At 69.7% G+C, this 24,614-nt stretch carries 24 protein-coding genes and 1 tRNA gene; 14 read left to right on the top strand and 11 right to left on the bottom strand.

All coding sequences use genetic code 11. The features are described from left to right. On the top strand, positions 1 to 1,776 hold the full coding sequence (xsc, locus tag V5F59_RS11285; protein ID WP_393977377.1) for a sulfoacetaldehyde acetyltransferase: 1,776 nt from the start codon (positions 1 to 3) through the stop codon (positions 1,774 to 1,776). Between the two features lie 70 nt (positions 1,777 to 1,846). Further along, a complete protein-coding gene (pta, locus tag V5F59_RS11290) occupies positions 1,847 to 2,920 on the top strand; it encodes a phosphate acetyltransferase (protein WP_393977379.1) in 1,074 nt (357 codons plus the stop codon). Positions 2,921 to 2,931: 11 nt separating this feature from the next. Here the strand turns inward: pta and V5F59_RS11295 are convergent, their stop codons facing one another. Then, entirely contained in the window at positions 2,932 to 3,117 is a 186-nt protein-coding gene (locus V5F59_RS11295; RefSeq protein WP_393977381.1) for a hypothetical protein, read from the bottom strand. 217 nt (positions 3,118 to 3,334) lie between these two features. Here V5F59_RS11295 and V5F59_RS11300 point away from each other — a divergent pair, with 217 nt between their 5' ends. Then, positions 3,335 to 4,237 carry a helix-turn-helix transcriptional regulator gene (locus V5F59_RS11300; protein WP_393977383.1) on the top strand — a complete coding sequence of 301 codons (903 nt, stop codon included), beginning with the start codon at positions 3,335 to 3,337 and terminating at the stop codon, positions 4,235 to 4,237. A 199-nt stretch (positions 4,238 to 4,436) separates the two neighbouring features. On the opposite strand, the gene V5F59_RS11305 is transcribed toward V5F59_RS11300, so the two are convergent. Beyond that, the gene (locus V5F59_RS11305; RefSeq protein WP_393977385.1) at positions 4,437 to 4,826 is read right to left on the bottom strand and encodes a winged helix-turn-helix transcriptional regulator; all 390 of its coding nucleotides are present in this window, start codon (positions 4,824 to 4,826) and stop codon (positions 4,437 to 4,439) included. 120 nt (positions 4,827 to 4,946) lie between these two features. Between V5F59_RS11305 and V5F59_RS11310 the strand changes: the two genes are divergently transcribed. The 8 genes from V5F59_RS11310 (at position 4,947) to V5F59_RS11345 (ending at position 12,726) form a co-directional block, all read left to right on the top strand. After that, positions 4,947 to 5,570 (top strand): hydrolase, encoded by a 624-nt coding sequence (locus V5F59_RS11310; RefSeq protein ID WP_393978569.1) that lies wholly within the window; start codon positions 4,947 to 4,949, stop codon positions 5,568 to 5,570. Between the two features lie 188 nt (positions 5,571 to 5,758). Continuing rightward, positions 5,759 to 6,589, top strand: a complete 831-nt coding sequence (locus V5F59_RS11315) for an alpha/beta fold hydrolase (RefSeq protein ID WP_393977387.1) — start codon at positions 5,759 to 5,761, stop codon at positions 6,587 to 6,589. Between the two features lie 59 nt (positions 6,590 to 6,648). Further along, on the top strand, positions 6,649 to 6,927 hold the full coding sequence (locus tag V5F59_RS11320) for a XapX domain-containing protein (RefSeq protein WP_393977389.1): 279 nt from the start codon (positions 6,649 to 6,651) through the stop codon (positions 6,925 to 6,927). A gap of 17 nt (positions 6,928 to 6,944) precedes the next feature. After that, entirely contained in the window at positions 6,945 to 8,894 is a 1,950-nt protein-coding gene (locus V5F59_RS11325; RefSeq protein ID WP_393977391.1) for an amidohydrolase, read from the top strand. An 11-nt stretch (positions 8,895 to 8,905) separates the two neighbouring features. Beyond that, positions 8,906 to 9,349 carry a DoxX family protein gene (locus V5F59_RS11330; RefSeq protein ID WP_393977393.1) on the top strand — a complete coding sequence of 148 codons (444 nt, stop codon included), beginning with the start codon at positions 8,906 to 8,908 and terminating at the stop codon, positions 9,347 to 9,349. Then, positions 9,346 to 10,953, top strand: coding sequence for an MFS transporter (locus V5F59_RS11335; protein ID WP_393977395.1), 1,608 nt, complete (start codon positions 9,346 to 9,348; stop codon positions 10,951 to 10,953). The genes V5F59_RS11330 and V5F59_RS11335 overlap by 4 nt, the downstream gene beginning before the upstream one ends. Before the next feature lie 98 nt (positions 10,954 to 11,051). Then, complete coding sequence (locus V5F59_RS11340) at positions 11,052 to 11,606, top strand: superoxide dismutase family protein (RefSeq protein ID WP_393977397.1); 555 nt, start codon at positions 11,052 to 11,054, stop codon at positions 11,604 to 11,606. A 112-nt stretch (positions 11,607 to 11,718) separates the two neighbouring features. After that, positions 11,719 to 12,726: an Lnb N-terminal periplasmic domain-containing protein gene (locus V5F59_RS11345; protein ID WP_393977399.1), complete on the top strand. Its 1,008-nt coding sequence runs from the start codon at positions 11,719 to 11,721 to the stop codon at positions 12,724 to 12,726. 13 nt (positions 12,727 to 12,739) lie between these two features. Here the strand turns inward: V5F59_RS11345 and V5F59_RS11350 are convergent, their stop codons facing one another. The 6 genes from V5F59_RS11350 to V5F59_RS11375 form a co-directional block, all read right to left on the bottom strand. Continuing rightward, positions 12,740 to 13,501, bottom strand: coding sequence for an aspartate/glutamate racemase family protein (locus V5F59_RS11350; protein WP_393977401.1), 762 nt, complete (start codon positions 13,499 to 13,501; stop codon positions 12,740 to 12,742). Positions 13,502 to 13,506: 5 nt separating this feature from the next. Then, positions 13,507 to 14,847, bottom strand: a complete 1,341-nt coding sequence (locus tag V5F59_RS11355) for an amidohydrolase family protein (protein WP_393977403.1) — start codon at positions 14,845 to 14,847, stop codon at positions 13,507 to 13,509. Between the two features lie 16 nt (positions 14,848 to 14,863). Continuing rightward, positions 14,864 to 15,670: an ATP-binding cassette domain-containing protein gene (locus V5F59_RS11360; protein ID WP_509211221.1), complete on the bottom strand. Its 807-nt coding sequence runs from the start codon at positions 15,668 to 15,670 to the stop codon at positions 14,864 to 14,866. 5 nt (positions 15,671 to 15,675) lie between these two features. Then, complete coding sequence (locus V5F59_RS11365) at positions 15,676 to 16,329, bottom strand: amino acid ABC transporter permease (RefSeq protein ID WP_393977407.1); 654 nt, start codon at positions 16,327 to 16,329, stop codon at positions 15,676 to 15,678. A 55-nt stretch (positions 16,330 to 16,384) separates the two neighbouring features. Next, entirely contained in the window at positions 16,385 to 17,272 is an 888-nt protein-coding gene (locus tag V5F59_RS11370) for a transporter substrate-binding domain-containing protein (protein WP_393977409.1), read from the bottom strand. A gap of 300 nt (positions 17,273 to 17,572) precedes the next feature. After that, complete coding sequence (locus tag V5F59_RS11375; RefSeq protein ID WP_393977411.1) at positions 17,573 to 18,337, bottom strand: GntR family transcriptional regulator; 765 nt, start codon at positions 18,335 to 18,337, stop codon at positions 17,573 to 17,575. 137 nt (positions 18,338 to 18,474) lie between these two features. On the opposite strand from V5F59_RS11375, the gene V5F59_RS11380 reads away from it, so the two are divergent. Further along, a complete protein-coding gene (locus V5F59_RS11380; RefSeq protein ID WP_393977413.1) occupies positions 18,475 to 18,708 on the top strand; it encodes a hypothetical protein in 234 nt (77 codons plus the stop codon). 149 nt (positions 18,709 to 18,857) lie between these two features. Here the strand turns inward: V5F59_RS11380 and V5F59_RS11385 are convergent. Next, positions 18,858 to 18,933: transfer RNA gene (locus V5F59_RS11385), tRNA-Lys, on the bottom strand. A 141-nt stretch (positions 18,934 to 19,074) separates the two neighbouring features. Here V5F59_RS11385 and V5F59_RS11390 point away from each other — a divergent pair. After that, entirely contained in the window at positions 19,075 to 20,241 is a 1,167-nt protein-coding gene (locus tag V5F59_RS11390) for a M20 aminoacylase family protein (protein WP_393977415.1), read from the top strand. 101 nt (positions 20,242 to 20,342) lie between these two features. Here V5F59_RS11390 and V5F59_RS11395 read toward each other — a convergent pair whose 3' ends face one another. After that, positions 20,343 to 20,591: a sulfurtransferase TusA family protein gene (locus V5F59_RS11395; protein ID WP_393977417.1), complete on the bottom strand. Its 249-nt coding sequence runs from the start codon at positions 20,589 to 20,591 to the stop codon at positions 20,343 to 20,345. Continuing rightward, a complete protein-coding gene (gene gltX / locus V5F59_RS11400; protein WP_393977419.1) occupies positions 20,588 to 22,006 on the bottom strand; it encodes a glutamate--tRNA ligase in 1,419 nt (472 codons plus the stop codon). Before gltX ends, V5F59_RS11395 begins: the two co-directional genes overlap by 4 nt. Before the next feature lie 221 nt (positions 22,007 to 22,227). On the opposite strand from gltX, the gene V5F59_RS11405 reads away from it, so the two are divergent. Next, a complete protein-coding gene (locus V5F59_RS11405; protein ID WP_393977421.1) occupies positions 22,228 to 24,516 on the top strand; it encodes a ComEC/Rec2 family competence protein in 2,289 nt (762 codons plus the stop codon). The last annotated feature ends 98 nt before the right edge of the window (positions 24,517 to 24,614 follow it).

Consider the following 24,614-nt stretch of genomic DNA (forward strand, 5'->3'; position numbering starts at 1 on the left):
ATGAGGATGACCACCGAAGAGGCGTTCATCAAGGTTCTGCAGGCGCACGGCATCAACGAGGCCTTCGGCATCATCGGCTCGGCCATGATGCCTGTTTCCGACCTGTTCCCGAAGGCCGGCATCCGCTTCTGGGATTGCGCCCACGAGACCAACGCGGGCCTGATCTGCGACGGCTACACGCGGGCCACCGGCCGCATGGCCATGGCGATCGCCCAGAACGGGCCGGGCGTCACCGGCTTCGTCACCGCCATGAAGACCGCCTACTGGAACCACACCCCCATGCTGCTGGTGACGCCCCAGGCGGCCAACAAGACCATCGGGCAGGGCGGCTTCCAGGAAGTCTCGCAGATGGCCATGTTCCAGGACATGGTCTGCTACCAGGAGGAGGTGCGCGACCCCTCCCGCGTGGCCGAGGTGCTCAACCGCGTCATCGAGAAGGCCTGGCGCGCCTGCGCCCCGGCGCAGATCAACGTCCCCCGCGATTTCTGGACCCAGGTGGTCGACATCGAGCTGCCGCAGATCGTGCGCCTCGAGCGTCCCGCCGGCGGCCGGCACGCCATCGCCGAGGCGGCGCAGATCCTGTCCGAGGCGCAGTTTCCCGTGGTGCTGAACGGCGCCGGCGTGGTCATCGGCAATGCCATCGGCGAGGCCATGGCGCTGGCCGAGCGGCTCGATGCGCCGGTCTGCGCCGGCTACCAGCACAATGACGCCGCCCCCGGCACCCATCCGCTGGCCGTGGGCCCGCTGGGCTACAACGGCTCCAAGGCCGCCATGGAGCTGATCTCCCAGGCGGACGTGGTGCTGGCGCTGGGCACCCGCCTCAATCCCTTCTCCACCTTGCCCGGCTACGGCATGGACTACTGGCCGCGGCAGGCGAAGATCATTCAGGTGGACATCAACCCGGACCGCATCGGCCTCACCAAGAAGATCTCCGTGGGCATCTGCGGCGACGCCAGGGAAGTGGCCGGCCAGCTCCTCGCGCAGCTCGCCCCCGGCGCCGGCGATGCCGGCCGGGAGGCGCGCCGCGCCCTCATCCACCAGACCCGCTCGCGCTGGCTGCAGCAGCTCGCCTCCATGGACCATGAGGACGACGATCCCGGCACCCGCTGGAACGAGGAGGCCCGCGCCCGCGACAAGACCCGCATGTCGCCCCGGCAGGCCTGGCGCGCCATCCAGTCGGCGCTGCCCAAGGACGTCATCATGTCCACGGACATCGGCAACAATTGCGCCATCGGCAATGCCTATCCGAGCTTCGACATGGGGCGGAAATACCTTGCCCCCGGCATGTTCGGGCCGTGCGGCTATGCCTTCCCGGCTATCATCGGCGCCAAGATCGGCTGCCCCGACGTGCCGGTGTTCGGCTTCGCCGGGGACGGGGCGTTCGGCATCTCCATCAACGAGATGACCTCCATCGGCCGCGAGGAATGGCCGCCGGTGACCATGGTGGTGTTCCGCAATTTCCAGTGGGGCGCGGAGAAGCGCAACACGACCCTCTGGTACGACAACAATTTCGTCGGCACCGAGCTCGATCCCAAGCTGTCCTACGCGAAGATCGCCGAGGGCTGCGGCTTCAAGGGGGTTCGGGTGGACACTCCGGACAGTCTCAAGGAGGCCATCCACACCGCGGCCGAGGAGCAGAAGAAGGGCGTCACCACCTTCATCGAGGTGGTGCTGAACCAGGAGCTCGGCGAGCCCTTCCGCCGGGACGCCATGAAGAAGCCCGTGCAAGTGGCCGGCATCGCGCGCTCCGACATGCGTGAGCAGATCGCGCGCTGACTCCGATCCGGGCGGGGGCTCCTCCGCGCACCCGCCCGGCCTTTTCCTGCCCCATCCCGAGAGATCCGACATGCTCGCCCTCGACCGGATCATCGACGCCGCGCGTGCCGCCCCCCGCAGCATCGTCCTGCCCGAGGGCGCAGATCCGCGTGTCGCCGCCGGCGCCCGCCGCGCCGTGCGCGAGGGCATCGCCCGGCCCATTCTCCTCGGCCCGCCCGGGGAGGTTCTGGCGGCCCTCGATGGGGACGCGCGGGGCATCGCCATCGAGGATCCCGCCACCTCGCCCCGCCTCTCATCCTATGCGGAAGAGCTGCACCTGCTGCGCCACGCCAAGGGCATGGACCTCGCCGCCGCCTGCCGCCGCATCCGCGAGCCGCTCGCCTTCGCCGCCATGATGGTGCGCCAGGGCCATGCGGACGGCACCGTGGGCGGGGCCGTGGCCACCACCGCCGAGACGGTGCGCGCCGCCCTCCAGATCATCGGCCTCGCGCCGGGGGCGAGGATCGTCTCCAGCTTCTTCCTGATGATCCTGTGTGAGGACCACCACATCCAGAAGGGCGCCTACGTCTTCTCCGACTGTGGGCTCGTCATCGATCCGGATGCCGCCGAACTCGCCGATATCGCCCGCGCGGCCGCGCACTCCTATACCGCGATGACCGGGCTGATGCCGAAGGTGGCGATGCTGTCGTTCTCCACCAATGGCAGCGCCCGGCACCAGAGGGTCGACAAGGTGGTGGAGGCGGTGCGGCTCGTGCGGCAGGCGGAGCCGGGCCTTGTGATCGAAGGGGAATTGCAGTTCGACGCCGCCTTCGTCGCCGCGGTGGGCGCGGCCAAGGCGCCCGGCTCCCTGATACGGGGAGACGCGAACGTCTTTATCTTCCCGAACCTCGACGCGGCCAACATCGGCTACAAGATCGCCCAGCGGATCGGCGGAGCGAGGGCCATCGGCCCGGTGCTGCAAGGCCTCGCCAAGCCCGCCAACGATCTGTCCCGCGGCTGCTCGGAGGACGACGTCTTCCACATGATCGCCCTCACCTGCGCGCAGGCCGCCCGGACGCTGGCCGCGCCGGCCCCGGGGGAGGGGGCGCAGGTGTGGCAGAAATCACCGTCCGCAGAAGGGCTTGGCCAGCAGCACCCCGGCTGAGGGGCGCGGCTTCAATTGCCCTGCTGGAGCATCGGCGCAGCGGCCTCATAGGCCTCCCGCCAATGGGCGAGCGCAGCCGAGGCCCCGGACAGGGACAAAGGAGGGACCGTGCGTGCCACCGGCGCCACGGCTGCGAAGAGCGCCGCCGCAAGCACAAGCGGCAGAAGCAGCTTTTGCAGTTGGTCGTCGGTATTCATCGAAAGCCATGGGGTTGGCTGGAGTATGCAGGCGCATTCTACCGCCCCGGCCGTCCGCCGCCAACGCGGCGCAACACCGCGCGCCCTCAAGCTTTCGCGAACACCAGTCGCCAAGGTAGCGCAATAGCTTAGCCCCAGTTTGCGATGCAGCATGGTTTTCCTCGGCGGGGGCTTCCGGTGTAAGCTGCTCCCGTTCTGGCGCGCGCCGGGGGCCACCATGCAAGCCGCATACGACAGAGTCACGGGGACCGGGAGCGTCACCCGCCGCGACAGCCTCGGCTGCTCCCTCACGGCTCTGGCGGACCAGAAGGAACTGGCCGGCACCGGCTTCGTGGTCTACCGCAAGACCCACGACGGGGCGGCGGTGAGCCGGGTGGAAACCCCGCCCAGCGGCCGCGGGCTGCTGGTGGGGGTGGCTCTGGCGAGCGGCCACCGGCGGCGCATTTTCTCCGGCGGGGTGGCCGAGACCTGCCAATTCGAGCCGGACAGCTGCTATGTCCGCTCCTTCTCCGACACCTACCGCGCCGATATCGAGACCGGCTTCGATTTCTTCCTCCTCGAGATTTCCCACGCCGCCCTGCACCGCTCCTTCACCGAGCTGGACCTGCCGCTGGCGGAGTGCGTCTCCTGTGCGCCGGGGGAAAGCGATCCGGTCCTGGCGAGCCTCGCCCGCGCGCTTCTGCCGGCGCTGGCGGCGCCGGAGGCGTGTCCGCCCCTGTTCCTGGACCAGGTCGTCTCGTCCATGCAGACCCACCTCGCCGCCCGCTACCACGGCGGCCATGCGCGGCTCGGCGGAGGGCTGTCCGCGCGGCAGCTGGTGATGGGGAAGGAGATGCTCGCCGCCGGGCTGGAAGGGCAGGTGCTGATCGCCGACATCGCCGCGGCCTGCGGCATCTCCCGCAGCCATTTCATCCGCGGATTCAAGGATGTGACGGGGGTGACGCCGTACCAGTGGCTGCTGCACCAGCGCATCGAGCGCGCGCGCGATCTGCTCGTCAACACGCGCATGCCACTTGCCGACGTCGCCATCAGCTGCGGCTTCTCCGACCAGAGCCACATGACGCGCACCTTCACCCGCCTCACCGGTGCCGCGCCCGGGGCATGGCGGCGGGGTCATTGAGGGCGAAGGTTCCGAACCCATCGTTCAAAGACGTGGACTCTTCAGCAAGACATCCCCTGGCGAGAGCGCAATAGTCCGCGCCATCACAACGGTTTAGCGCCGGATCTGCAGGGCTTGCGCCGCAAGCCGCACCGCGCCAACCAGGGGATCGAGCCCATGATCGCCGCCAGGACGTGCCCCCGTTCCCGCCGTCGACCGCTCAGGGCGCCGCCCGCCTGATGCGGGCTGGGCGCGGGTCGCTTTCGGCCTCCGGCTCCGCCGGCGGGGAAACGGCCCGCTCCGCCTGCGTCAGCGCATGGTCGATGGCACGGCCGGCCGGCGTCAGTGTATATTCGACCTGACGGACGCGGCCTTCCAGCTCCCGCCGCGCCACATAGCCCTCGGCTTCCAGCGCCTTGAGCCGGGCGGAGAGCACCCGCGCCGATATCGGCCCCGGCAGAGCCCGCCGGAGCTGCCCGAACCGCAGCGTGCCGTGCCGGGAGAGGGTCGCGATGATGTGACTCATCCATTCCTGGGCGAAGAACTTCAGGAATGGCTCGGCGAGGCACGCTCTACTTAGATTTCCGTCGTCTTCGGCTTTGTCATGCATGGAGGTGACCGGTATCCCGACAGTAACTAATGGTCTTCGCCCGACCCGGGCGCTAGTTTCCGCCGCATCCATACAGCAGGAGAGACGACCTTGCCTAACGCCGTCGCTGCCCCCGGCGCCATGCTCCTATCCCCGAAGGACCATACGCTGATCATGATCGACTTCCAGTCGCAAATGTCCTTCGCGACGAAGTCGATCGATGCCGTGAACCTCCGCAACAACGCCGCGCTCGTCGCTCGCGCCGCCGCCGGCTTCGGGGTGTCCACCATCCTCACCACCGTGGCGGAGAAGAGCTTCTCCGGCCCCATGTTCTCCGAGATCACCGAGGCCTTCCCCGGCCAGAAGATGCTCGACCGCACCTCCATGAACACCTGGGAGGACGCCGCCGTCATCGCCCGCGTGAACGAGATCGGCAAGGGCCGGATCGTGCTCTCGGGGCTGTGGACCAGCGTGTGCATCGTCGGCCCGGCCCTGTCCGCCATCGACCAGGGCTTCGAGGTCTATGTCATCGCCGACGCCTGCGGCGACGTCTCCACCGAGGCGCACGAGCGGGCCATGGAGCGCATGATCCAGGCCGGCGCCCGGCCCATGACCTCGCTGCAGTACCTGCTCGAGCTCCAGCGCGACTGGGCCCGCACCGGGACCTACGAGATGACCACCGGCATCGCCAAGACGTTCGGCGGCGCCTATGGCCTCGGCATCATCTACGCCAAGACCATGTTCGGCGTCTCCGAAGGCCATTGAACGGCACCTTCTCCATGACGAGCGACCGACAGCCGGGCTGCGAGGGCAGCCCGGAACACTCCCTCCTTGTCTCGCGCCGGAGCCTTCTCGGGCTCGGCGCGACGGCGGCGCTCACCGCCGCCCTGGGCGCCGGCCCCCATGCGGCCGCCGGAGCCCTCGCAGCCACACCGCACCATGGAGCTTCCCCAATGCCCAGCGTGACCACCAAGGACGGCGTCGAGATCTTCTACAAGGACTGGGGCCCGAAGACCGCGCAGCCCATCTTCTTCCACCACGGCTGGCCGCTCTCCTCGGATGACTGGGACGCACAGATGCTCTTCTTCGTCTCGAAGGGCTTCCGCGTCGTCGCCCACGACCGGCGCGGCCACGGCCGCTCCACCCAGGTGAGCGACGGCCACGACATGGACCACTACGCCGCCGACGTCGCCGCGGTGACCGAGCACCTGGACCTAAAGAATGCCGTGCACATCGGCCATTCCACCGGTGGCGGCGAGGCGCTGCACTACGCGGTGAAGCACGGCAAGGGACGGGTGGCGAAGCTGGTGATGATCGGCGCCGTGCCGCCCCTCATGCTGAAGACGGCGGCCAACCCCGGCGGCGTGCCCCTGGAGGTGTTCGACGGCTTCCGCAAGGCGCTCGCCGAGAACCGCGCCCAGTTCTTCCTCGACGTGCCGTCGGGGCCGTTCTACGGCTTCAACCGGCCCGGCGCGCAGGTGTCCCAGGGCGCCATCTGGAACTGGTGGCGCCAGGGCATGATGGGCGGCGCCAAGGCCCATTACGACGGCATCAAGGCCTTCTCGGAAACCGACTTCACCGACGACCTGAAGGCCTGCGAGGTGCCGGCGCTGGTCATGCACGGCGATGACGACCAGATCGTCCCCATCGCCGACAGCGCGCTGCTTTCCATCAAGCTGCTGAAGCATGGTACGCTGAAGGTCTACGAGAAGCTCTCCCACGGCCTGTGCACCACGCACCCGGACCTCGTGAACGCCGACCTTCTCGCCTTCATCCAGGCCTGAGCCCACCGGCGCCGGGCTCCCCCGCCCGGCGCCGGCATCCCGCAGTTTCCGGAGGGCACATGAAGCTCTATCTCGCATCGCTCGGAGCCGGGCTCCTGGTCGGCATCGTCTACAGCCTCGTCAACGTGCGCTCGCCGGCTCCGCCGGTGGTGGCGCTCGTCGGGCTGTTCGGCATCCTCGTCGGCGAGCAGGTCGTGCCCGTCGCCCGCCATCTCCTGAACGGGGACAGCCTGCGCACGGCGATCGGGCTCGCGGACTGCTCCGACCATGTGCTCGGCCAGCTGCCCGGCCGGCAGGCCGAAGCGCGCCTCCCCGCCGAGACGCCGCCCAAATCCTGACGCCGCAGGAGCCTGAAATGCCCAACCGTCGCCAAATCCTCGCGGGGCTCGGAGGCCTCGCCGCGGCCGTCCACATCCGCTCGACCTCGGAGGCTCAGACCATGAGCAACACCGCTGATCTCATTCTCCTCAACGGCAAGGTGACGACCCTCGACCGCACCAATCCCCAGGCGGAAGCCGTCGCGGTGAAGGACGGGCGCATCCTGTTCACCGGGTCCGGCGCCGATGCCATGCGCCTCGCCGGCGCCGCCACGAAGACCATCGACCTGGGCGGCCGGCGGGTCATTCCCGGCCTCATCGACAGCCACATGCACATCATCCGCGGCGGGCTGAACTACAACATGGAGCTGCGCTGGGACGGCGTGCGCTCGCTCGCCGACGCCATGGAGATGCTGAAGCGGCAGGTGGCCATCACCCCGGCGCCCCAGTGGGTGCGGGTGGTGGGCGGCTTCACCGAGCACCAGTTCGCCGAGAAGCGCCTGCCGACCCTGGAGGAGATCAACGCCGTGGCGCCGGACACGCCGGTGTTCATCCTCCACCTCTACGACCGCGCCCTGCTGAACGGCGCCGCCCTGCGCGCGGTGGGCTACACGAAGGACACGCCGAACCCGCCCGCCGGCGAGATCGTGCGCGATGCCGCCGGCAATCCCACCGGCCTCCTCGTGGCGAAGCCCAACGCCACCATTCTCTACGCCACCCTGGCCAAGGGCCCGAAGCTGCCGCCGGAGTACCAGAAGAACTCCACCCGCCATTTCATGCGGGAGGTGAACCGGCTGGGCGTGACCTCGGTCATCGATGCCGGCGGCGGCTTCCAGAATTATCCCGACGACTACCAGATCATCGAGGAGCTGCACCGCGAGGGGAACCTTACGGTGCGCATCGCCTACAACCTCTTCACCCAGAAGCCGAAGGGCGAGCTCGCGGATTTCTCCGGCTGGGCGAAGACGGTGAAGCCGGGGCAGGGGGACGATCTCTACCGCCACAACGGGGCGGGCGAGATGCTGGTCTATTCCGCCGCCGACTTCGAGGATTTCCAGGTGGCGCGGCCCGACCTGCCGGGGAGCATGGAAGGCGATCTCGAGCCGGTGGTGCGCCTGCTCGCCGAGATCCGTTGGCCGTTCCGCCTGCACGCGACCTATGACGAGACCATCGCCCGGGCCCTCGACGTGTTCGAGAAGGTGAATGCGGACGTGCCGCTGAAGGGCCTCAACTGGTTCTTCGACCACGCCGAGACCATCACCGACCGCAACATCGACCGCATCGCGGCGCTGGGCGGCGGCATCGCCGTGCAGCACCGCATGGCCTACCAGGGCGAATATTTCGTGGAGCGCTACGGCGCGCGGGCGGCCGAGCGCACCCCGCCCATCCGCCGCATGCTGGATGCGGGCGTGCCGGTGGGGGCGGGGACGGACGCGACCCGGGTCGCCTCCTACAATCCCTGGGTCTCCCTGTCCTGGCTCGTCACCGGGCGCACCCTTGGCGGCCTCGGCCTCTACCCGCCCGCCAACTGCCTCGACCGGGAGAGCGCCCTGCGCCTGTGGACCGAGGCCAACACCTGGTTCTCCACGGAAGGCGAGAAGAAGGGGCAGGTGAAGGCCGGCCAGCTCGCCGACCTCGCGGTGCTGTCGGACGACTATTTCTCCGTTCCCGACGACCGCATCCAGGACATCACCTCCGTCCTCACCCTGCTGGGCGGGGTGCCGGTGCATGGCGAAGGCGATTTCCGCCCCCTCGCGCCCGACCTTCCGCCGGCCATGCCGGACTGGTCCCCGGTCCGCAGCTTCGGCGGCTACCAGAAGCGCGCCGACGGCGGCGAGCGGAAATACGCCTTCGCCGCCGCATGCGGCTGCGCCAAGGCGTGCGGCGTTCATGGCCACGCCCACGCGAGCGCCTGGGGCTCTTCGCTCCCCGTGGGCGACGTGCGCGGCTTCTTCGGCGCGCTGGGCTGCGCCTGCTGGGCGTTCTGATGGGGGACCCGATGGCTGAACGCCCCCTCCACCGCCTGGACGAATGGGCCGGGCGGCTCCTGTCTCCGACGCCGGTGCGCGCCCTCGCGCTGCTGGCGCTGACCTCCGCCTATCTCCAGGGCGGGCTCACCAAGGCGATGGATTTCGCCGGTGCGGTGGCCGAAATGGAGCACTTCGGCCTGACGCCCGCCACTCCGCTCGCCGCCGCGGTCATCGTGCTGGAGATCGGCGCATCGGCGATGGTGCTGGCGGGCATCGGGCGGTGGCTGGGGGCGCTCGCCCTCGCCGCCTTCACGCTCGCCGCGACGCTCCTTGCCAACAGCTTCTGGACCATGGCGGGGCCGGAACGCTTCGCCGCCGCCAATGCCTTTTTCGAGCACCTCGGCCTGGCCGGCGCCTTCGTGCTGGTGGCGTGGCATGATCTGACCCTTGGCCGAGACCGGAGGACACCGTGACCGACAAGCCCGAAGCCACAACAGGCGGCGCCTTCGCGCCCCTGCGCCGGCCCGTCTTCGCCGTGCTGTGGGGCGCCACCGTGCTCGGCAACACCGGCAGCTTCATGCGCGATGTGGCGAGCTCCTGGCTGATCACGGACATTTCCGCCTCGCCGGCGGCCGTGGCCACCGTACAGGCGGCGGCCATGCTGCCGGTGTTCATGCTGGCCATGCCGGCGGGCGTGCTCTCCGACATCCTGGACCGGCGGCGCTTCCTCATCGCCATCCAGCTCGGCCTCGCCTCGGTGAGCGTGGCGCTCATGGTGCTTTCCTATACCGGGCTCATCAGCATCTCCTCGCTGATCGCGCTCACCTTTCTGGGCGGCATCGGGGCAGCGCTCATGGCGCCCACGTGGCAATCCATCGTGCCGGAGCTGGTGCCGCGATCGGACCTGAAGAGCGCGGTGGCGCTCAATTCGCTGGGCATCAACATCGCCCGCTCCATCGGGCCGGCGGCCGGCGGCGTGCTGCTCGCCGCCTTCGGCGCGGCCGTCACCTACGGGGTGGACGTGGCGAGCTACATCATCGTCATCGCCGCCTTGTGGTGGTGGCCCCGGCCGGCGGGCGGGAATGACGAGCTGTCCGAACACTTCACGGGCGCCTTCCGGGCGGGGCTGCGCTATGCCCGCTCCAGCCGGGAGCTGCATGTGGTGCTGCTGCGGGCGGCCTTCTTCTTCGCCTTCGCCAGCGCCGTGTGGGCGCTGCTGCCCCTCGTGGCGCGCGATCTGCTGAAGGGCGATGCCGCCTATTACGGTCTTTTGCTCGGCTCGGTGGGGGCGGGGGCCATCGCCGGGGCGCTGCTGCTGCCGCGGCTGCGCACCCGTCTCTCCGCCGACGGACTGGTCCTCGCGGCGACCCTGCTGACGGCGGCCGCGACCGCGAGCCTCGCCCTGGCGCCGCCGCGCTGGCTGGCGGTGCCCATCCTCCTCGCCATGGGCGGGGCCTGGATCATCGCGCTGACCACGCTGAACGCCACCGCCCAGTCCATCCTGCCCAATTGGGTGCGGGGCCGGGCGCTCGCCGTCTACCTCACGGTGTTCAACGGCGCCATGGCGGGCGGCAGCATCGCCTGGGGCCTCGTGGCGCAGGCGGCGGGCCTGACGACGGCTCTCGCCCTGGCGGCGGGTGGGCTCGTGATCGTCGGCTTCATCCTCCAGCGGGTGGCGCTGCCCGCCGGGGAAGCCGATCTCACCCCCTCTATGCACTGGCCCGAGCCGGCCATGGCCGAGCCCGTGCCCAACGATCGCGGCCCGGTTCTGATCCTCATCGAATACCGGATCGCCCGCGCGGACCGCGAGGCGTTCCTCGCCGTGCTTTACCGCCTGTCAGCCGCCCGCCGGCGCGACGGGGCCTACGGCTGGGGCGTGACGGAGGATGCGGCCGATCCCGAGGTGCTCGTCGAGTGGTTCATGGTGGAATCCTGGGCCGAGCACCTGCGCCAGCACCGCCGGGTTTCCCATGCCGACGCGGACATTCAGGCGGAGGTGCTGAAGTTCCATAAGGGGGACGCGCCCGCGGTGGCGCGCCACCTGATCGGCCTCGATCCGCCGCGGCCCGGCGGGTAGCCGGAAACCCCCGTTAAATCATTGGAGCGAAAGGACTTCAGCGGTGCTATAAGGCGGCGCGGCCGGACACGGCGCGCGCCACCACAGGGATGACACCCATGATCCTGACGAAATGGCTCCTTGCCGCTTCGACGATATTCGCAAGCGCTTCAGCGGCTCTCGCCCAGTCCCCCGCACCTGCGGCGCCGGCCGGCCCGGCGCCCACCGTGGTGAAGGCGGACCTCGTCGGCAATAACGGCAAGGCCATTGGCACGGCCACCGCCACGGGCACCGAGCGTGTCACCATCGTGCGGCTGGTGCTCCAGCCCGGCGCCATCCCGGCGGGCTGGCACGGCATCCATTTCCACGCCGTAGGCGATTGTTCCGACACGGAAAAGTTCCTCGCCTCCAAGGCCCATGTGAACCATGGCGGCAAGGCCCACGGCCTGCTCAATCCCAATGGCCCGGACGACGGCGACCTGCCCAACATCTACGCCATCGCCGACGGTTCCGTTTCCGCCGAGGTGACGAGCCCCACCGGCCTCACCGGCGGCAACGGCCTCATGGGGCCGCAGGGCTTCGCCCTGGTGATCCATGCCGCTCCGGACGACCACACCACCCAGCCCATCGGCGGGGCCGGGGCGCGCATCGCCTGCGCCGCCTTCAAGCCCTGAGGACATTGCCGGATCAATCATTTACGGCCGGCGGGCTTGCCTCGCCGGCCGTTGCCGTCTTCAGGCCCGGATGGCATGACCCCTCCCACCCCCACCTTCCCGGATTCCAGGCATGGCTGACACACATCCCGGCGTCGCAACGCCCGCGCCGCGCCGGCGGCTGAGGCGAGCGGGCGCATGGCTGCTGCTGGGGCTCGTGCTTGTGCCGGGAACCGCCTGGGTCCTCACCGCGCTCTCCTTCCAGGCGCCGGAGCGCTGGCGCACCCTGCTCATGGCCGTTGCCGGGCTCACCGCCGTGGCGCTGGTCGTCCTCGCATGGCGGCGGATGGCGCTGGCCTGGGCGGGCGTGGCGGTGGCGGGACTCGTGGCGGGTGTGTGGTGGGCCTTGATTCCTCCCTCGAACACAAGGGATTGGGCCTCGGACGTGGCGCGCAGCCTGACCGCGGAGGTGGTGGGCAACGAGGTGATCCTGCACAACGTCCGCAACTTCGACTGGCGCACGGAAACCGACTTCACCGAACGGTGGGAAACCCGGCGCTACGCCCTCGACAAGCTGGAAACGGTGGATCTGTTCAGCTCCGTGTGGGGCAATCCGGCCATCGCGCACACGCTGATCGGCTTCGGCTTCGCGGATGGGCAGCGCGTGGTGCTCTCCATCGAGATCCGCAAGGAGAAGGGCGAGTCCTTCTCGGAGATCGGCGGCTTCTTCAAGGAGTTCGAGCTGTCCATGATCGCCGCCGACGAGAGCGACATCGTGCGCCTGCGCACCGATGCCCGGGGGGAGACGGTCTCCATCTATCCGCTGAAGGTGACGCCGGACCAGGCACGCCGGCTGTTCCTGTCCTATCTCGACTTCGCCAACGCGCTGGCGGTGACGCCGCAATTCTACCAGACGGTCACGTCCAACTGCACCACGGTGATCTACAAGCTGGCGCGCATCGTGGATTCGCGCGTGCCGTTCGACTGGCGCATCCTCCTGTCCGGCTACCTGCCCGACTATCTCTACGCGCACAGCCTGATCCGCACCGATTTGCCCCTCGACCAGGTGAAGCGACAGGCGGTGATCCGCCGGCAGGGGCATGGCGGGGAGCCCTTCTCCCAAGCCATCCGGGCGCCCTGACCGGGCGGCTGCTTCACTCCCCGGCACCGGCCGGCGCATGGGCGATCCAGGCGCCCAGCGGGCCGGGGATGCCGCTCACCGGCTTCGGGCCCGGCCGGGCGAAACGGCCGACGCGCGCCGGCCGCGGGGCGAGGCGGGCGAGAAGCTGCGCCTGCCCCAGTGCCGCCGCCAGCGGGTCCACCAGCGGCACGCAGGCCCGGTCGGCGATGCGGGCGGCGAGCCCGGTGAGGGGCGCCCCGGCGAGGATCACCACGTCGGCGCCGTCTTCCCGCGCAGCGCGTTCGGTAAGGGAGAGGAGGTCGTCCTCCAGTTCGTGCTGGACGTCCGTCACGGAATTGAAGCCGGCCTCCGGAACGCGGATGCTGGCGCAGCACGCATCGAGGCCGGCGAGGCTCACGGCATCCTCATACCAGGCGGTCAGCGTGCGGGAGAAGGTGACGATGGAGAAGCGCCGGCCCAGCAGGCAGGCCGTGTGCATGGCGGCTTCCGCCATGGCGGTCACCGGGACCTCGAACAGCTCCCGGGCGGGAATGAGGCCGGGGTCCCCGTAGGCGCCGATCACCACCGCATCGGCCTCGGCATGATGGGCCGCGATCATCTCCAGCGCGATGACGCCGGCAATCTGCGCCTCCGCCCGGCTGGCAATATAGGGCACGCCCCGGGTGGCGGTGAACGCCGTCAGCTCCACGTCCGGAGCGAGGGCGGACGCGGCGCAGGCGACCATGCGCTCGGTCATGTCCGCCGAGGTGTTGGGATTGATGAGCAGGATCCGCATGGTGCTCAGCCCTTCGCCCGGGCCCAGAGGGCGGCGATGGCGGCTTCGGCCTCGCGGCGGACGGCTTCGGCGTCCACGCGGGTGGGCGCGCCACCCTCCACCACGATGTCCCCGTCCACCGCCACCATCTCCACGTCGCGGCCCTGGGCCACATGGACCAGGTTGCCCAGCGGATTGGTGCGTGGCGCGAGGTGCGGCCGGCGGAAGTCGAAGGCCACGAAATCGGCCCGCTTGCCCACCGTGATGCTGCCGATCTCCTTTTCCAGCCCCATGGCGCGGGCCCCGCCCATGGTCGCCATCTCGAAGACGGTGGAGGGCTGCCAGTCGTCCGTGACGGCGCCCAGCTGGATGCGGCCGACGCACAGGGCCCAGCGCATCACCTCCACCATGTCCGCATGCATGTTGTCGGTGCCGAGGGCGAGCTTCGCCCCGGCCGCGCGCAGTTTCGTGGTGGGAGCGATGGTGCCGCCGGTGGCATTGCCCTTGGCGATATGCGCCACATGGATGCCGGCCCTGCCGATGCGGGCGATGTCGCTCTCGCCCACATGGATGCAATGGGCGGCGAGGAGGTGGTCGTTGAGGAGGCCCACCTCCTCCAGCAGCTCCGGTGGGCTCTTGCCGTCGCGGGCGCGGATGCGTTCCACCTCCACCTTGCTCTGGGAGAGATGGGTGGTCACGCGCAGGCCCTTCTCCCGTGCCGCCTGCGCGATGCGCTTCAGGAAGGGGGTGGAGCAGGTGTCGGGCGCATGGGCGGCGAGCATCACGCCGATGCGGCCGCCGCTCTTGCCGTTGTAGCGCTCGGCCAGCGCCAGCGCCTCGGCGAGCCGCGCCTCGCCGATGGCGTCCACATGCTCCCAGCGCCCCACCGAGATGCCGGAGAAATCCACGTCATGGATGCGTCCGCAGGACCAGACCCGGAGGCCGATCTCGGCCATGGCGGGCGTCACCACCTGCGCATGCACGAAGGTGTCGTTGATGAGGGTGGAGCCGAACAGCAGCGCCTCCAGCGCCCCCAGGCGGGCGATGGCATGGGCCTCGTCCGGCGTCACCATGTGGCCCTGGGGGATGCCCGGCGTGTAGGCGGGGGCGAAGCCCAGATCCTCGGCCACGCCGCGCACCATGGAAAGGTTGGCGTGGGTGTGCACGTTGACGAAGCCGGGGGTGATGACCCGCCCCGGCAGATGCACCGCGCGCCGTGCCGCCGGAAGCGGCTCGGTGCCCGCCTTGGCCACCAGGACGAAGCACCCGTCGCGGATGCCGAGCACGGCATCCGCGATCAGGCCGTCCTTCGCGCCGGTGAGGACGCTGGCGCCGGTGACGAGGAGGTCGAGGGTGGGTTCGGTCATGGCGGCCCCTGCGGCGTCAGCGATTGAGCACATGGCGGAGGAAGTGGCGGGTCTTCTCGTCCTGTGGCGCCGAGAAGAGCTCGTCCGGCGGGCCGGATTCGACGATATGGCCGTCCGCCATGAAGATGACGCGGTCGGCCACCTTGCGCGCAAACCCCATCTCGTGGGTCACCACCACCATGGTCATGCCCTCGCGGGCGAGCTCGGCCATCACGTCCAGCACCTCGTGCACCAATTCGGGATCGAGCGCCGAGGTGGGCTCGTCGAACAGGATCAGCTGCGGCTCCATGGCCAGCGCCCGGGCGATGGCGACCCGCTGCTGCTGGCCGCCCGAGAGCTGGGAGGGCCGCTTGTGCAGGTGGTCCTTCAGGCTGACGCGGGCGAGTTGCTCGGCCGCCCGCTGCTCGGCCGCCGCGCGCGGCACGCCCAGCACCTTGCGCGGGCCGATGGCCACATTCTCCAGCGCCGTGAGGTGCGGGAACAGGTTGAAGCGCTGGAACACGAAGCCGAACCGGCGCCGCTGCGCCGCCAGCGCGCGCTCGCCCAGCGGCTGCCATTTCGCGTCCTCGCCCACAAAGGCGCCCCCGATGGGCTCGCCCATGAGCTCGATGCTGCCCCCGTCCGGGGTCTCCAGATGGTTCAGGCAACGCAGCACCGTGGTCTTGCCCGAGCCCGAGGGACCGATGAGCACCAGCGTCTGCCCGGCCATGAGGTCGAAGGAGATGCCCTTCAGGATCTCGCGGTTGCCGAAGCTCTTCTTCAGGCCGCGCACGGCGAGCAGGGGCTTCGCGCGCACGGTGTCGGCGGGGAGGGTGACGTTCACCTGGATCACCATGCGGGCAGCCGGCGCTCAATCACCCGCGAGACCCAGGAGAGCACGGAGATGATGGCGTAGTAATAGACGGCGAGGAGAGCGAAGATCTCGAACGGCACGAAGTGCGAAGCGATAATGGCCTGCCCCGAGCGCGTCAGCTCGTACACCGAGATGACCGAGAGCAGCGAGGTGTTCTTGACCAGCGTGATCACATCGTTGGTCAGCGCCGGCATCATGGGGCGGATGGACTGGGGCAGGAGGACATAAAGCAGGATCTTGCCCTGCGTCATGCCGATGGATTTCGCCGCCTCGGTCTGGCCCTTCTCCACCGCGCCCACCGTGCCGCGCACCACCTCCGCCACATAGGCCGCGCAATTGAGGGAGAGCGCGATGACGCCGGCCCAGAACTCGCCCAGCCTGAAGCCCATCAGCGGCAGGCCGAAGAAGACGATGAAGATCTGGATCAGCAGCGGAGTGCCGCGGATGAAGTCCACGTAGGCCCGCACCAGCCAGCGCGTGGGGCTGAAGCCGCCGAGGGAGAGAAGGCCGAGGGCGATGCCGCCCCCGAGGCCGAAGAGCCCCGCGAGCGTGGCGATCTTCAGCGTCATCACCGTGCCTTCGGCGAGGAGGGGAATGGCCATCTCGACGATGGCCCAGTCGATGGTCATGGCTGGCGCCTTAAGGGGCGGCGGGCGGCCGGGCGCCGCCCACGCAGGGCCCGGATCAGGAGAAGGTCGGGATCTTGTCGGCAAGCTGCATGCGCACGCCGAACCACTTTTCCTGCAGCTTGTAGATCTCGCCATCCGCCTTCAGGGCGTTGATGCGCTCGTCGAGGAAGGCGATGAGGTCCACATCCTCCTTGCGGGTGCCGATGCCGGCCCAGTTGCGCGGGCCGATGTCGCGCACGATGGCGTACTTGCCGGGCGCGTCCTTCACCACCTGGGTCAAGGTGGCGAGCGAGTTGATGACGCCATCCACCGAGCCCTGGGCGAGGGCGAGATAGGCGGCGGGGTGGTCGTCATAGGTCTTGATGGCGGAGAAGCCCTTGCCGGTGTCTGCCTTCAGCTTCTCCTCCAGCTTGGCCTTCATGGTGTCGCCGGCCGAGCCCAGCTTCACCCCCAGCACCTTGCCGGCCATGCCGTCGAGGGTCTTGATGGTGTCCGCATCCGAGGCGCGGATGAGCATTTCCTGCGTCGCCTCGGTATAGGGAATGGAATAGCCGACCTTGGCGACGCGCTCCTTGGTGTAGGTGAGCGAGGTCATGATCAGGTCGAAATTGCCGGCGTAGAGCGCCGGGATCACGCCCGCCCATGCGGTGTCCACCATGTCCACCTTCACGCCCAGCGGGGCGAAGATGGCCTTCGCGAGGTCCACGTCATAGCCGACGATGGCGCTGCCCTCCCGGAACGTGAACGGACGGTAGGACGCCTCGACGCCGACGCGCACCACACCGGCCGCCTTGATGTCGGCGATGGTGAGGGGCGCGGCCTCGGCCCGGCCAGTCAAAGCCGCGGTCAGGGTCGGCACCGCCGCGGTGGCGGTGAGCGCGGACACGGAAAGCTTCAGGAAGCTGCGACGGGAGGCGACAAAGCCGGACCGGGGGGACGTCATGCGCTGTCTCTCATCTGGAAAGGGGTGGGCGCTCAGGAGCCGATAAAATGGCATTCCATTTCATATTATCTTTTTTATGTAATGGATTGAGCAGGCGCGCCAGTCCAGCGCAGCCCAATTCATGGGCGCCGGGCGCGCAATTTGCGAGCAGGGGAGAAGAAGGCGGGCCACAAGTCCGGCGAGCAGCGCCATGCGGGGCGGACGGTGGCGAAATTCCCGTGGCACGGGGAGGGGATGGCGGTCCAGCCAGGCGGGCGTGCCCCACCCCGGCGCTGCTCTTCATTTGTGCAGCCGGGGGCCTCAGGCGGGTGCAAGAACCTTAGGCATCGCCTCGTCCTGGCCAATCGCGTCCAGCACTGCGCAGACCGTTTCCCCGGTCCGGGCGAGGTGGCGCCGCCATACCCGACGGGCGGCTTCCGCGTCGCGTCGGCGCAGCGCCTCCATCAGGGCTTCGTGCTCGTCCACGGATTCCGCCCAGCGGTCAGGATCGAGGATGGCCATGTAGCGGCCCCGCCGTGCCCGGAGCATCAGGGCGGCGTGCGTGGCGATCAGCACCGGGTTGGAGGAGGCCCGCATGATGGCGTCGTGGATCGCGCTGTTGAGCGCGAAATAGGGGTCCTTCTCACGCCGTTCGTAATGGACGCACATGCGGGCGTGCATCTCCTCCAGCAGAGCAAGGTCCTCAGCGGGCATGCGGGCCGCAGCGATCTCAGCGGCGAGGCTTTCCAGCCCGGAGATGACCTCGAACAGGTTTGAGGCTTCCGCGCGCGTGAACGACATGATGCGCGCGCCGCGATTCTGCGAGATCTCCACCAGCCCTTCCGCCTCCAGCAGCTTCAGCGCCTCGCGCAGCGGGGTGCGCGACACGTTGAGCGTGGCGCACAGGCTGCGCTCGACGATGCGGCTGCCCGGGGCGGCCTCGCCGCGGATGATCATATCGCGCAGCGTATCCGCGATCTGCCGGGCGAAGGGCACGCGGCGGGAGAGAGGCGCGGCGGAGCGGGAGGCGCGGTTCGGTTCGCCAGCGGTCGGCTGGCCCTTCGTCTGGCTGGCTGGATCACCCATCGCTCCACGATAGGACCCGCCTCGGCTTCACGCCACCCCGCGCGGCGGGCGCCTCAGCCCTCCGCGAAAAGGGATCGGCGACGAACTGACCGCCCTGGTACAAGGCCAAAGGGGTGTTCCGCGCCGGACGCGGCACAATGGCGTCGAGCTCGACGCGGAAGCGCTCCGCATTGTCCGCAGCTGCCAGGCAAGGTAAGCGGCGGCAGAATTCCCCCACCATCGGCTGGCATTGTCGGACCAGCATCACCGGTCACGCCTTCGTCAGCATCAACCAGGTGCTGCGCCACTATCTCGCGACGCACCCGGAAATGGCGGACACAGCGATCGGCAAGCTGCTGGCGTGGATGGAAGAGACGGGCGTCGCGGTGTGAAAATCATGGGTTCATCACACGGAAAAGCACAGGCGTGAGAACGAAACATCACACGTGTGACGGTGTGACGGGGTGCGGGGCGTCACACGCTCTCTTGTTGTTCTCGTGTCGGAGTTTGGTAAAACTCATGCGCCGCAAGGCTTTGTCGATGGTGAGCCCGTCGGGATTCGAACCCGAGACCCCATGATTAAAAGTCACGTGCTCTACCGGCTGAGCTACGGGCTCACTCACAGCTGTGGTTAGGGGCTGAAGGCGGCAGGGTCAAGGCCGGCAAAGGAGCGGCGCGGCAATTCACAGCCTGTTCGTCGCCATTGACCGGCTGCCGCGGCTTCCGCACCATGGGCCATTCACGGTTCCGGAATTGCCATGCCCGTCAATAACCACATCGCCGCCCGCGCCGAAGAGATTGCGACGTGGCGGCAGGATTTTCATCGCTATCCCGAGCTCATGTACGACCTGCCGCGCACCAGCAGCGTGGTGGCCGAAAAGCTCAGGTCCTTCGGCTGCGACGAGGTGGTGACGGGCCTTGGCGGCACCGGCGTCGTCGCCGTGGTGCGCGGGCGGGGCGAAGGGCGCACCATCGGCCTGCGCGCGGACATGGACGCCCTGCCCATCGTGGAGTGCACCGGCGCCGCTTATGCCTCGCAGGCGCCCGGCAAGATGCACGCCTGCGGGCATGACGGGCATACCGCCATGCTGCTGGGTGCGGCGCAGCACCTGGCCGAGACACGGGCCTTTTCCGGCACCGCCGTGCTCATCTTCCAGCCGGCGGAGGAGGGCGGCGCGGGCGCCAAGGCCATGATCGACGACGGCCTGTTCACCCGTTTCCCCGTGGACGAGGTCTACGGCATGCACAATCTGCCGGGGCTGGACGTGGGGCGCTTCGCCATGCGGGTGGGCGGCATCATGGCCTCGGCGGACCACATCGAGATCGAGATCGAGGGGCGCGGCGGCCATGCGGCGCGCCCCGACCAGGGCGTGGACGTGGTGCTGGTGGGCGCGGCCATCGTCACGGCGCTCCAGCAGGTGGTCTCGCGCAATGTGGACCCGCTGGAGGCGGCGGTGGTCTCCATCGCCATGTTCCACGCGGGCGAGGCGGACAACGTGCTGCCGCCGGTGGCGAAGCTGGGCGGCACGGCCCGCACCCTCGATCCCGGCGTGCGCCTGAAGGTGCGCGAGCGCATCCGCGCCATCGCGGAGGGGGTGGCGGCCGCCTACGGCGCGACGGCGAAGGTCGTCTTCGGCGAGGGCTATCCGGTGACCCGGAATCACGCGGCCCAGACCGCCTTCGCGGCGGAAGTGGCGGCGGAGGTGGCTGGAGCCACCGAGGTGGACCCCGCCGCGCCGCCGCTGATGGCGGCCGAGGATTTCGCCTACATGCTGGAGGAAAAGCCGGGCGCCTACATCTTCATCGGCAACGGCCCGTCCGCCGGCCTGCACCACCCGCAATACGACTTCGCCGATTCCGCCATCCCCTTCGGGGCGTCCTACTGGGTGCGCCTGGTGGAGCGCGCCCTGCCATTGGCAGCGTGAGGCGAACCAGCCCGCCGGCGCGAGGCCGATAACTCGCCGGCGCGAGGCGCGCCCGGCATTGCCGGCGGACGACCCTTGAGGTCACTGGTGACGTGAGGCCATCAGCCCGCCTTGCGCAGGATGAAGGTCAGCAGGCCTTGCTGCACGGTGCGGGCCTCCAGCGTGGCGCCGGTCTCCTGCGCCACATGAGGAATGTCGATCACCGCCATGGGGTCCGTGCAGGTGACGACGAGGCGCGTGCCGGCCGCAGCACCCGCCAGAGCCTTGCGGGTGCGCAAGGCGGGCAGGGGGCACTTGAGCCCCTTCAGGTCCAGCTCGACGATCGGGGGAAACGCGTCCCCCGCCGTCATGCCGCCTGGTCCCTCAGCCGGCCGAGGCTCTCGTCCCGCCCAAGCACCACCAGCACGTCGAAGATGGGCGGGGAGGTGGCCTTGCCGGTAAGCGCGGCGCGCAGCGGCTGGGCCACGGCCCCGAGCTTCACGCCCTGCGCCTCGGCATATTGGCGCACCACCGCCTCGGTGGCTGTGGCCGTCCATTCGGGTGCGGCTTCCAGCAGCGGCAGCAGGCGGCCGAGATGGGCGCGACCGTCCGCGGAGAGCAGGCCCGCAGCCTTCTCGTCCAGAGGGATCGGCCGCTCGACGAAGATGAAGTCGGCGTTGTCCAGAAGCTCCACCAGCGTCTTGGCGCGCTCCTTCAGCCCCGGCATGGCGGCGGCGAGCTGGGCGCGACGTTCCGCGGTCATGCGGGCGAGACGGTTCTCCGCATCCGGCAGATGCGGCACGAGGGCCTCGACGGCGGCGAGCAGCTCGGCCTCGGAAGAGCCGCGCATATACTGCCCGTTGAGGCTCTCCAGCTTCTGGAAATCGAAGCGCGCGGCGGAGCGGCCGACCTTGTCCAGGTCGAAGAAGGAAACCATTTCCTCGGTGGAGAAGACCTCCTGGTCGCCATGGCTCCAGCCGAGGCGCACCAGATAGTTGCGCAGCGCGGCGGGCAGGTAGCCCATGTCGCGATAGGCATCGACGCCCAGCGCGCCATGGCGTTTGGAGAGCTTGGCCCCGTCCGGCCCGTGGATGAGCGGGATGTGCGCCATGTGGGGCACATCCCAGCCCAGCGCGCGGTAGATCTGGGTCTGGCGCGCGGCATTGGTGAGGTGGTCGTCGCCGCGGATCACATGGGTGATGCCCATGTCGTGGTCGTCCACCACCACCGCCAGCATGTAGGTGGGGGTGCCATCCGAGCGCAACAGGACGAGGTCGTCGAGGTCCTTGTTCGGGAAGGTGACGGTGCCCTGCACCATGTCCTCGATCACCGTCTCGCCTTCCTGCGGCGCGCGCAGGCGGATGACGGGCGCCCGGTCGGTCGGCCGCTCGGAGGGATCGCGGTCACGCCAGCGGCCGTCATAGCGCGGCGGGCGGCCTTCCTTGCGGGCGAGCTCGCGCATCTCGTCCAGCTCCGCCGGGGTGGCGTAGCAGGGATAGGCATTGCCGCGCACCAGCATTTCCTCGACTGCGGCGCGGTGCCGCTCGGCCCGGGCGAACTGGTAGATGGGTTCCTCGTCCCAGGTGATGCCCAGCCATTCGAGGCCTTCGATGATGGCGTCGATCGCCTCCTTGGTGGAGCGCTGGCGATCCGTATCCTCGATGCGCAGCAGCATCTTGCCACCGGTGTGGCGGGCATAGAGCCAGTTGAACAGGGCGGTCCGCGCCCCGCCGATATGCAGGAAGCCGGTGGGGGAGGGGGCGAAGCGGGTAACGATCTGCGACATGCGGGAACTCGGCGAGGCTCGATCCGCACAACGCGGACCGGACAGGCGGGGCGGCACCGGCGCGGCACCATCGGCACCGGCGCGTGGCGTGTGAGAGGCGCCCGTGTAGCATAGGCGCCGGGCACAAGGAACAAGCGGCGTTCGCGGGCGCGCACGTCGGGGGCGGCAGGTCTGCCGGGCAAGCGGGTCGGCGGGAGATGGCCGGGCGGGGGTCGGGAGGGATGGGCGCAGGGCATCCGGGCACGGGCCCCTCGGGGGCGGGCGACGGCGGGGCATCGCCCCGGCGCGCGGGTGCCCGCGCCGGCGTTCTGGACGACGCCCGGGGGAGGGCGCAGGGCGCGCTGCTCTCCGGCCTGCGGCAACGCGGCGACGCCCTGTGGACGCGCATCGCCGCAGATGCGGCGGTGGAGGCGCAGTCCGGGCGGCTGATCTTGTGGCTCCCCGTCGCCTACACGCTTGGCATCCTCGTGTATTTCGGCGCATCGCGAGAACCGTCCCTGGCCGTGGCGCTGCTGGTGACGGCGGCCCTGGCGGTTGCGGCGGGATTTGCCCGGGCGCGGCCCTTCGCCTTCGGCGCGCTGGTGGCCATGGGCGCCGTCGCCGCCGGATTCACCACCGGCGCGGCGCGCACCGCGTGGGTGGACCATGCCGCCATCTCGACCCCGCCCAAGGGGCCGGTGCGCCTCTCGGGCTACGTGGAGAAGGTGGAGCATCGCGCCAACGGCGACCGCATGCTGCTGCGGCTCGATCCGGGGCCCATCCGCGGGCTCGATCCCGTGCCGGAGGTGGTGCGCCTCAGCCTGCGGCGGGGGTGGGCTCCGCCGGTGGGCACCCATGTGACGCAGCTCGCGCAACTCCTGCCGCCCCTCGGGCCCGCCATGCCCGGCGCGCACGATTTCGGCCGCGTCCCCTGGTTCAGGGGAATCGGCGGAGTGGGGTTCGGCTTCGGCCGGCCAAAGCCGGCGGCGGCGGCCGAGCCACCCGCCCCGGTACGCCTCGCCATGCTGGTGGATCAGGTGCGATCCGGCCTTGCCGAGCGCATCCGCGCCTCGCTTTCCGGAACGGCGGCGGAGATCGCCATCGCGCTCGTGGCCGGCGACCGCTCCGCCATCCCACCCCAGGTGGAGGAGAGCATGCGGGTGTCAGGGCTCACCCACATCCTCTCCATCTCCGGCCTGCACATGGCGCTGGTGGCGGGCACGCTGTTCGCGCTGGTGCGGGCGGGGCTCGCCCTCGTACCGGGGCTGGCCTTGCGCCTGCCCATCAAGTCCGTGGCCGCGGTGATCGCATTGGCCGGCAGCGCGGCCTATCTTGCCTTGTCCGGCAACGACACGCCGGCACAGCGCTCCTTCGTAATGACGGCGCTGGTGCTGGGAGGCGTGCTGGTGGGGCGGCCCGCGCTCACCTTGCGCACGGTGGCGGTGGCGGCGGTGGTGGTGCTGGCGCTGACCCCGGAAGCGGCGCTCGACCCGGGCACGCAGATGTCGTTCGCCGCCACCCTCGCTCTCGTCGCCGCCTACGAGCGGCTGCGGCCCCTGCGCGCGATACCGCGGCCGGACGGAATCGCCGGGCAGGTAACCACATGGCTCGTGCTGCTGGTGGGCGGCACGGCCCTGACCTCGCTGGTGGCGGGCCTTGCGACCGCGCCTTATGCGATCTTCCATTTTCAGCGCGTGGCGCCCTACGGCCTGCTCGCCAATCTCGCGGCCATGCCGGCGGTGTCCTTCCTGGTGATGCCGTTCGGCCTCGTCGGCGTGTTGCTGATCCCCTTCGGCTGGGACCATCTGGCCTGGCCGGTGATGGGCCTCGGCATCGACATCATGGTGGAGGTCTCGGATCGAATCGCGGCCCTGCCCGGGGCCGACATCCGCGTGGATGCGGTGAGCCCGGCCACCCTGGCCGCCCTCAGCCTCGCCTTGGTGATGTTCTGCCTCCTGCGCGGCGTGCTCGCGCTCGGAGCCGCCGTGCCCCTCGGCCTCGCGCTGGCCTTCGCCGGCCCGCCACCTCGTCCGGACATATTGGTGGCGCCCGATGCGCAGACGGTGGCGATCCGCGGCCCGGACGGGCGCCTGTCGGTGCTTGGCGGGCGCAGCCAGCGGCTGGTCGTGGAGCAGTGGCTGACGCGCGAGGGGGATCGCCGCCCGGCGGGAAGCAAGGGACTGGACCAGGCCTTCACCTGCGATCCCCTCGGCTGCACCGCACCCTTGCCGGGCGGCGGGACCATCGCCGTGTCACGTCAGGCGGAAAGCCTGGAGGCGGACTGCCTGGAGGCGCGGATCATCGTCAGCCGCGATCCGCCGCCCCGCACCTGCCCCGCCCGCGTGCTCACGCCGGACCGGCTGGTGCGATCGGGCACCATCGCCTTCTTCTTCACGGACGGAAAGCTGAGAGAGGAACCCACCCGACGTCCCCATGTGGATCGTCCCTGGATGCCCCGTCTGCCGCCCCTTCCGCCCGAACCTGAGCCGGGAGCCGCGGAGGACGCCGCTGCCGACGCGGCTTCCGAATGAGCCCGAAGCCACGGCTCGCCTCTCACCGAGGGATGAAGCTGGGGTGAGGAGCGTATGCCTTGCGAGCCGGCACCCCCGTTGAGCATGAAGCGCCGCCG

This window comes from Xanthobacter nonsaccharivorans (genome assembly GCF_043194755.2).
Taxonomy (GTDB): domain Bacteria; phylum Pseudomonadota; class Alphaproteobacteria; order Rhizobiales; family Xanthobacteraceae; genus Xanthobacter; species Xanthobacter autotrophicus_G.

What these genes read in the sequence shown, in the direction of transcription:
- xsc (WP_393977377.1), top strand. Translation starts at nt 1, where the DNA reads ATGAGGATGACCACCGAAGAGGCGTTCATCAAGGTTCTGCAGGCGCAC.
- pta (WP_393977379.1), top strand. Translation starts at nt 1,847, where the DNA reads ATGCTCGCCCTCGACCGGATCATCGACGCCGCGCGTGCCGCCCCCCGC.
- V5F59_RS11295 (WP_393977381.1), bottom strand. Translation starts at nt 3,117, where the DNA reads ATGAATACCGACGACCAACTGCAAAAGCTGCTTCTGCCGCTTGTGCTT.
- V5F59_RS11300 (WP_393977383.1), top strand. Translation starts at nt 3,335, where the DNA reads ATGCAAGCCGCATACGACAGAGTCACGGGGACCGGGAGCGTCACCCGC.
- V5F59_RS11305 (WP_393977385.1), bottom strand. Translation starts at nt 4,826, where the DNA reads ATGCATGACAAAGCCGAAGACGACGGAAATCTAAGTAGAGCGTGCCTC.
- V5F59_RS11310 (WP_393978569.1), top strand. Translation starts at nt 4,947, where the DNA reads ATGCTCCTATCCCCGAAGGACCATACGCTGATCATGATCGACTTCCAG.
- V5F59_RS11315 (WP_393977387.1), top strand. Translation starts at nt 5,759, where the DNA reads ATGCCCAGCGTGACCACCAAGGACGGCGTCGAGATCTTCTACAAGGAC.
- V5F59_RS11320 (WP_393977389.1), top strand. Translation starts at nt 6,649, where the DNA reads ATGAAGCTCTATCTCGCATCGCTCGGAGCCGGGCTCCTGGTCGGCATC.
- V5F59_RS11325 (WP_393977391.1), top strand. Translation starts at nt 6,945, where the DNA reads ATGCCCAACCGTCGCCAAATCCTCGCGGGGCTCGGAGGCCTCGCCGCG.
- V5F59_RS11330 (WP_393977393.1), top strand. Translation starts at nt 8,906, where the DNA reads ATGGCTGAACGCCCCCTCCACCGCCTGGACGAATGGGCCGGGCGGCTC.
- V5F59_RS11340 (WP_393977397.1), top strand. Translation starts at nt 11,052, where the DNA reads ATGATCCTGACGAAATGGCTCCTTGCCGCTTCGACGATATTCGCAAGC.
- V5F59_RS11345 (WP_393977399.1), top strand. Translation starts at nt 11,719, where the DNA reads ATGGCTGACACACATCCCGGCGTCGCAACGCCCGCGCCGCGCCGGCGG.
- V5F59_RS11350 (WP_393977401.1), bottom strand. Translation starts at nt 13,501, where the DNA reads ATGCGGATCCTGCTCATCAATCCCAACACCTCGGCGGACATGACCGAG.
- V5F59_RS11355 (WP_393977403.1), bottom strand. Translation starts at nt 14,847, where the DNA reads ATGACCGAACCCACCCTCGACCTCCTCGTCACCGGCGCCAGCGTCCTC.
- V5F59_RS11365 (WP_393977407.1), bottom strand. Translation starts at nt 16,329, where the DNA reads ATGACCATCGACTGGGCCATCGTCGAGATGGCCATTCCCCTCCTCGCC.
- V5F59_RS11370 (WP_393977409.1), bottom strand. Translation starts at nt 17,272, where the DNA reads ATGACGTCCCCCCGGTCCGGCTTTGTCGCCTCCCGTCGCAGCTTCCTG.
- V5F59_RS11375 (WP_393977411.1), bottom strand. Translation starts at nt 18,337, where the DNA reads ATGGGTGATCCAGCCAGCCAGACGAAGGGCCAGCCGACCGCTGGCGAA.
- V5F59_RS11380 (WP_393977413.1), top strand. Translation starts at nt 18,475, where the DNA reads ATGGCGTCGAGCTCGACGCGGAAGCGCTCCGCATTGTCCGCAGCTGCC.
- V5F59_RS11390 (WP_393977415.1), top strand. Translation starts at nt 19,075, where the DNA reads ATGCCCGTCAATAACCACATCGCCGCCCGCGCCGAAGAGATTGCGACG.
- V5F59_RS11395 (WP_393977417.1), bottom strand. Translation starts at nt 20,591, where the DNA reads ATGACGGCGGGGGACGCGTTTCCCCCGATCGTCGAGCTGGACCTGAAG.
- gltX (WP_393977419.1), bottom strand. Translation starts at nt 22,006, where the DNA reads ATGTCGCAGATCGTTACCCGCTTCGCCCCCTCCCCCACCGGCTTCCTG.
- V5F59_RS11405 (WP_393977421.1), top strand. Translation starts at nt 22,228, where the DNA reads ATGGGCGCAGGGCATCCGGGCACGGGCCCCTCGGGGGCGGGCGACGGC.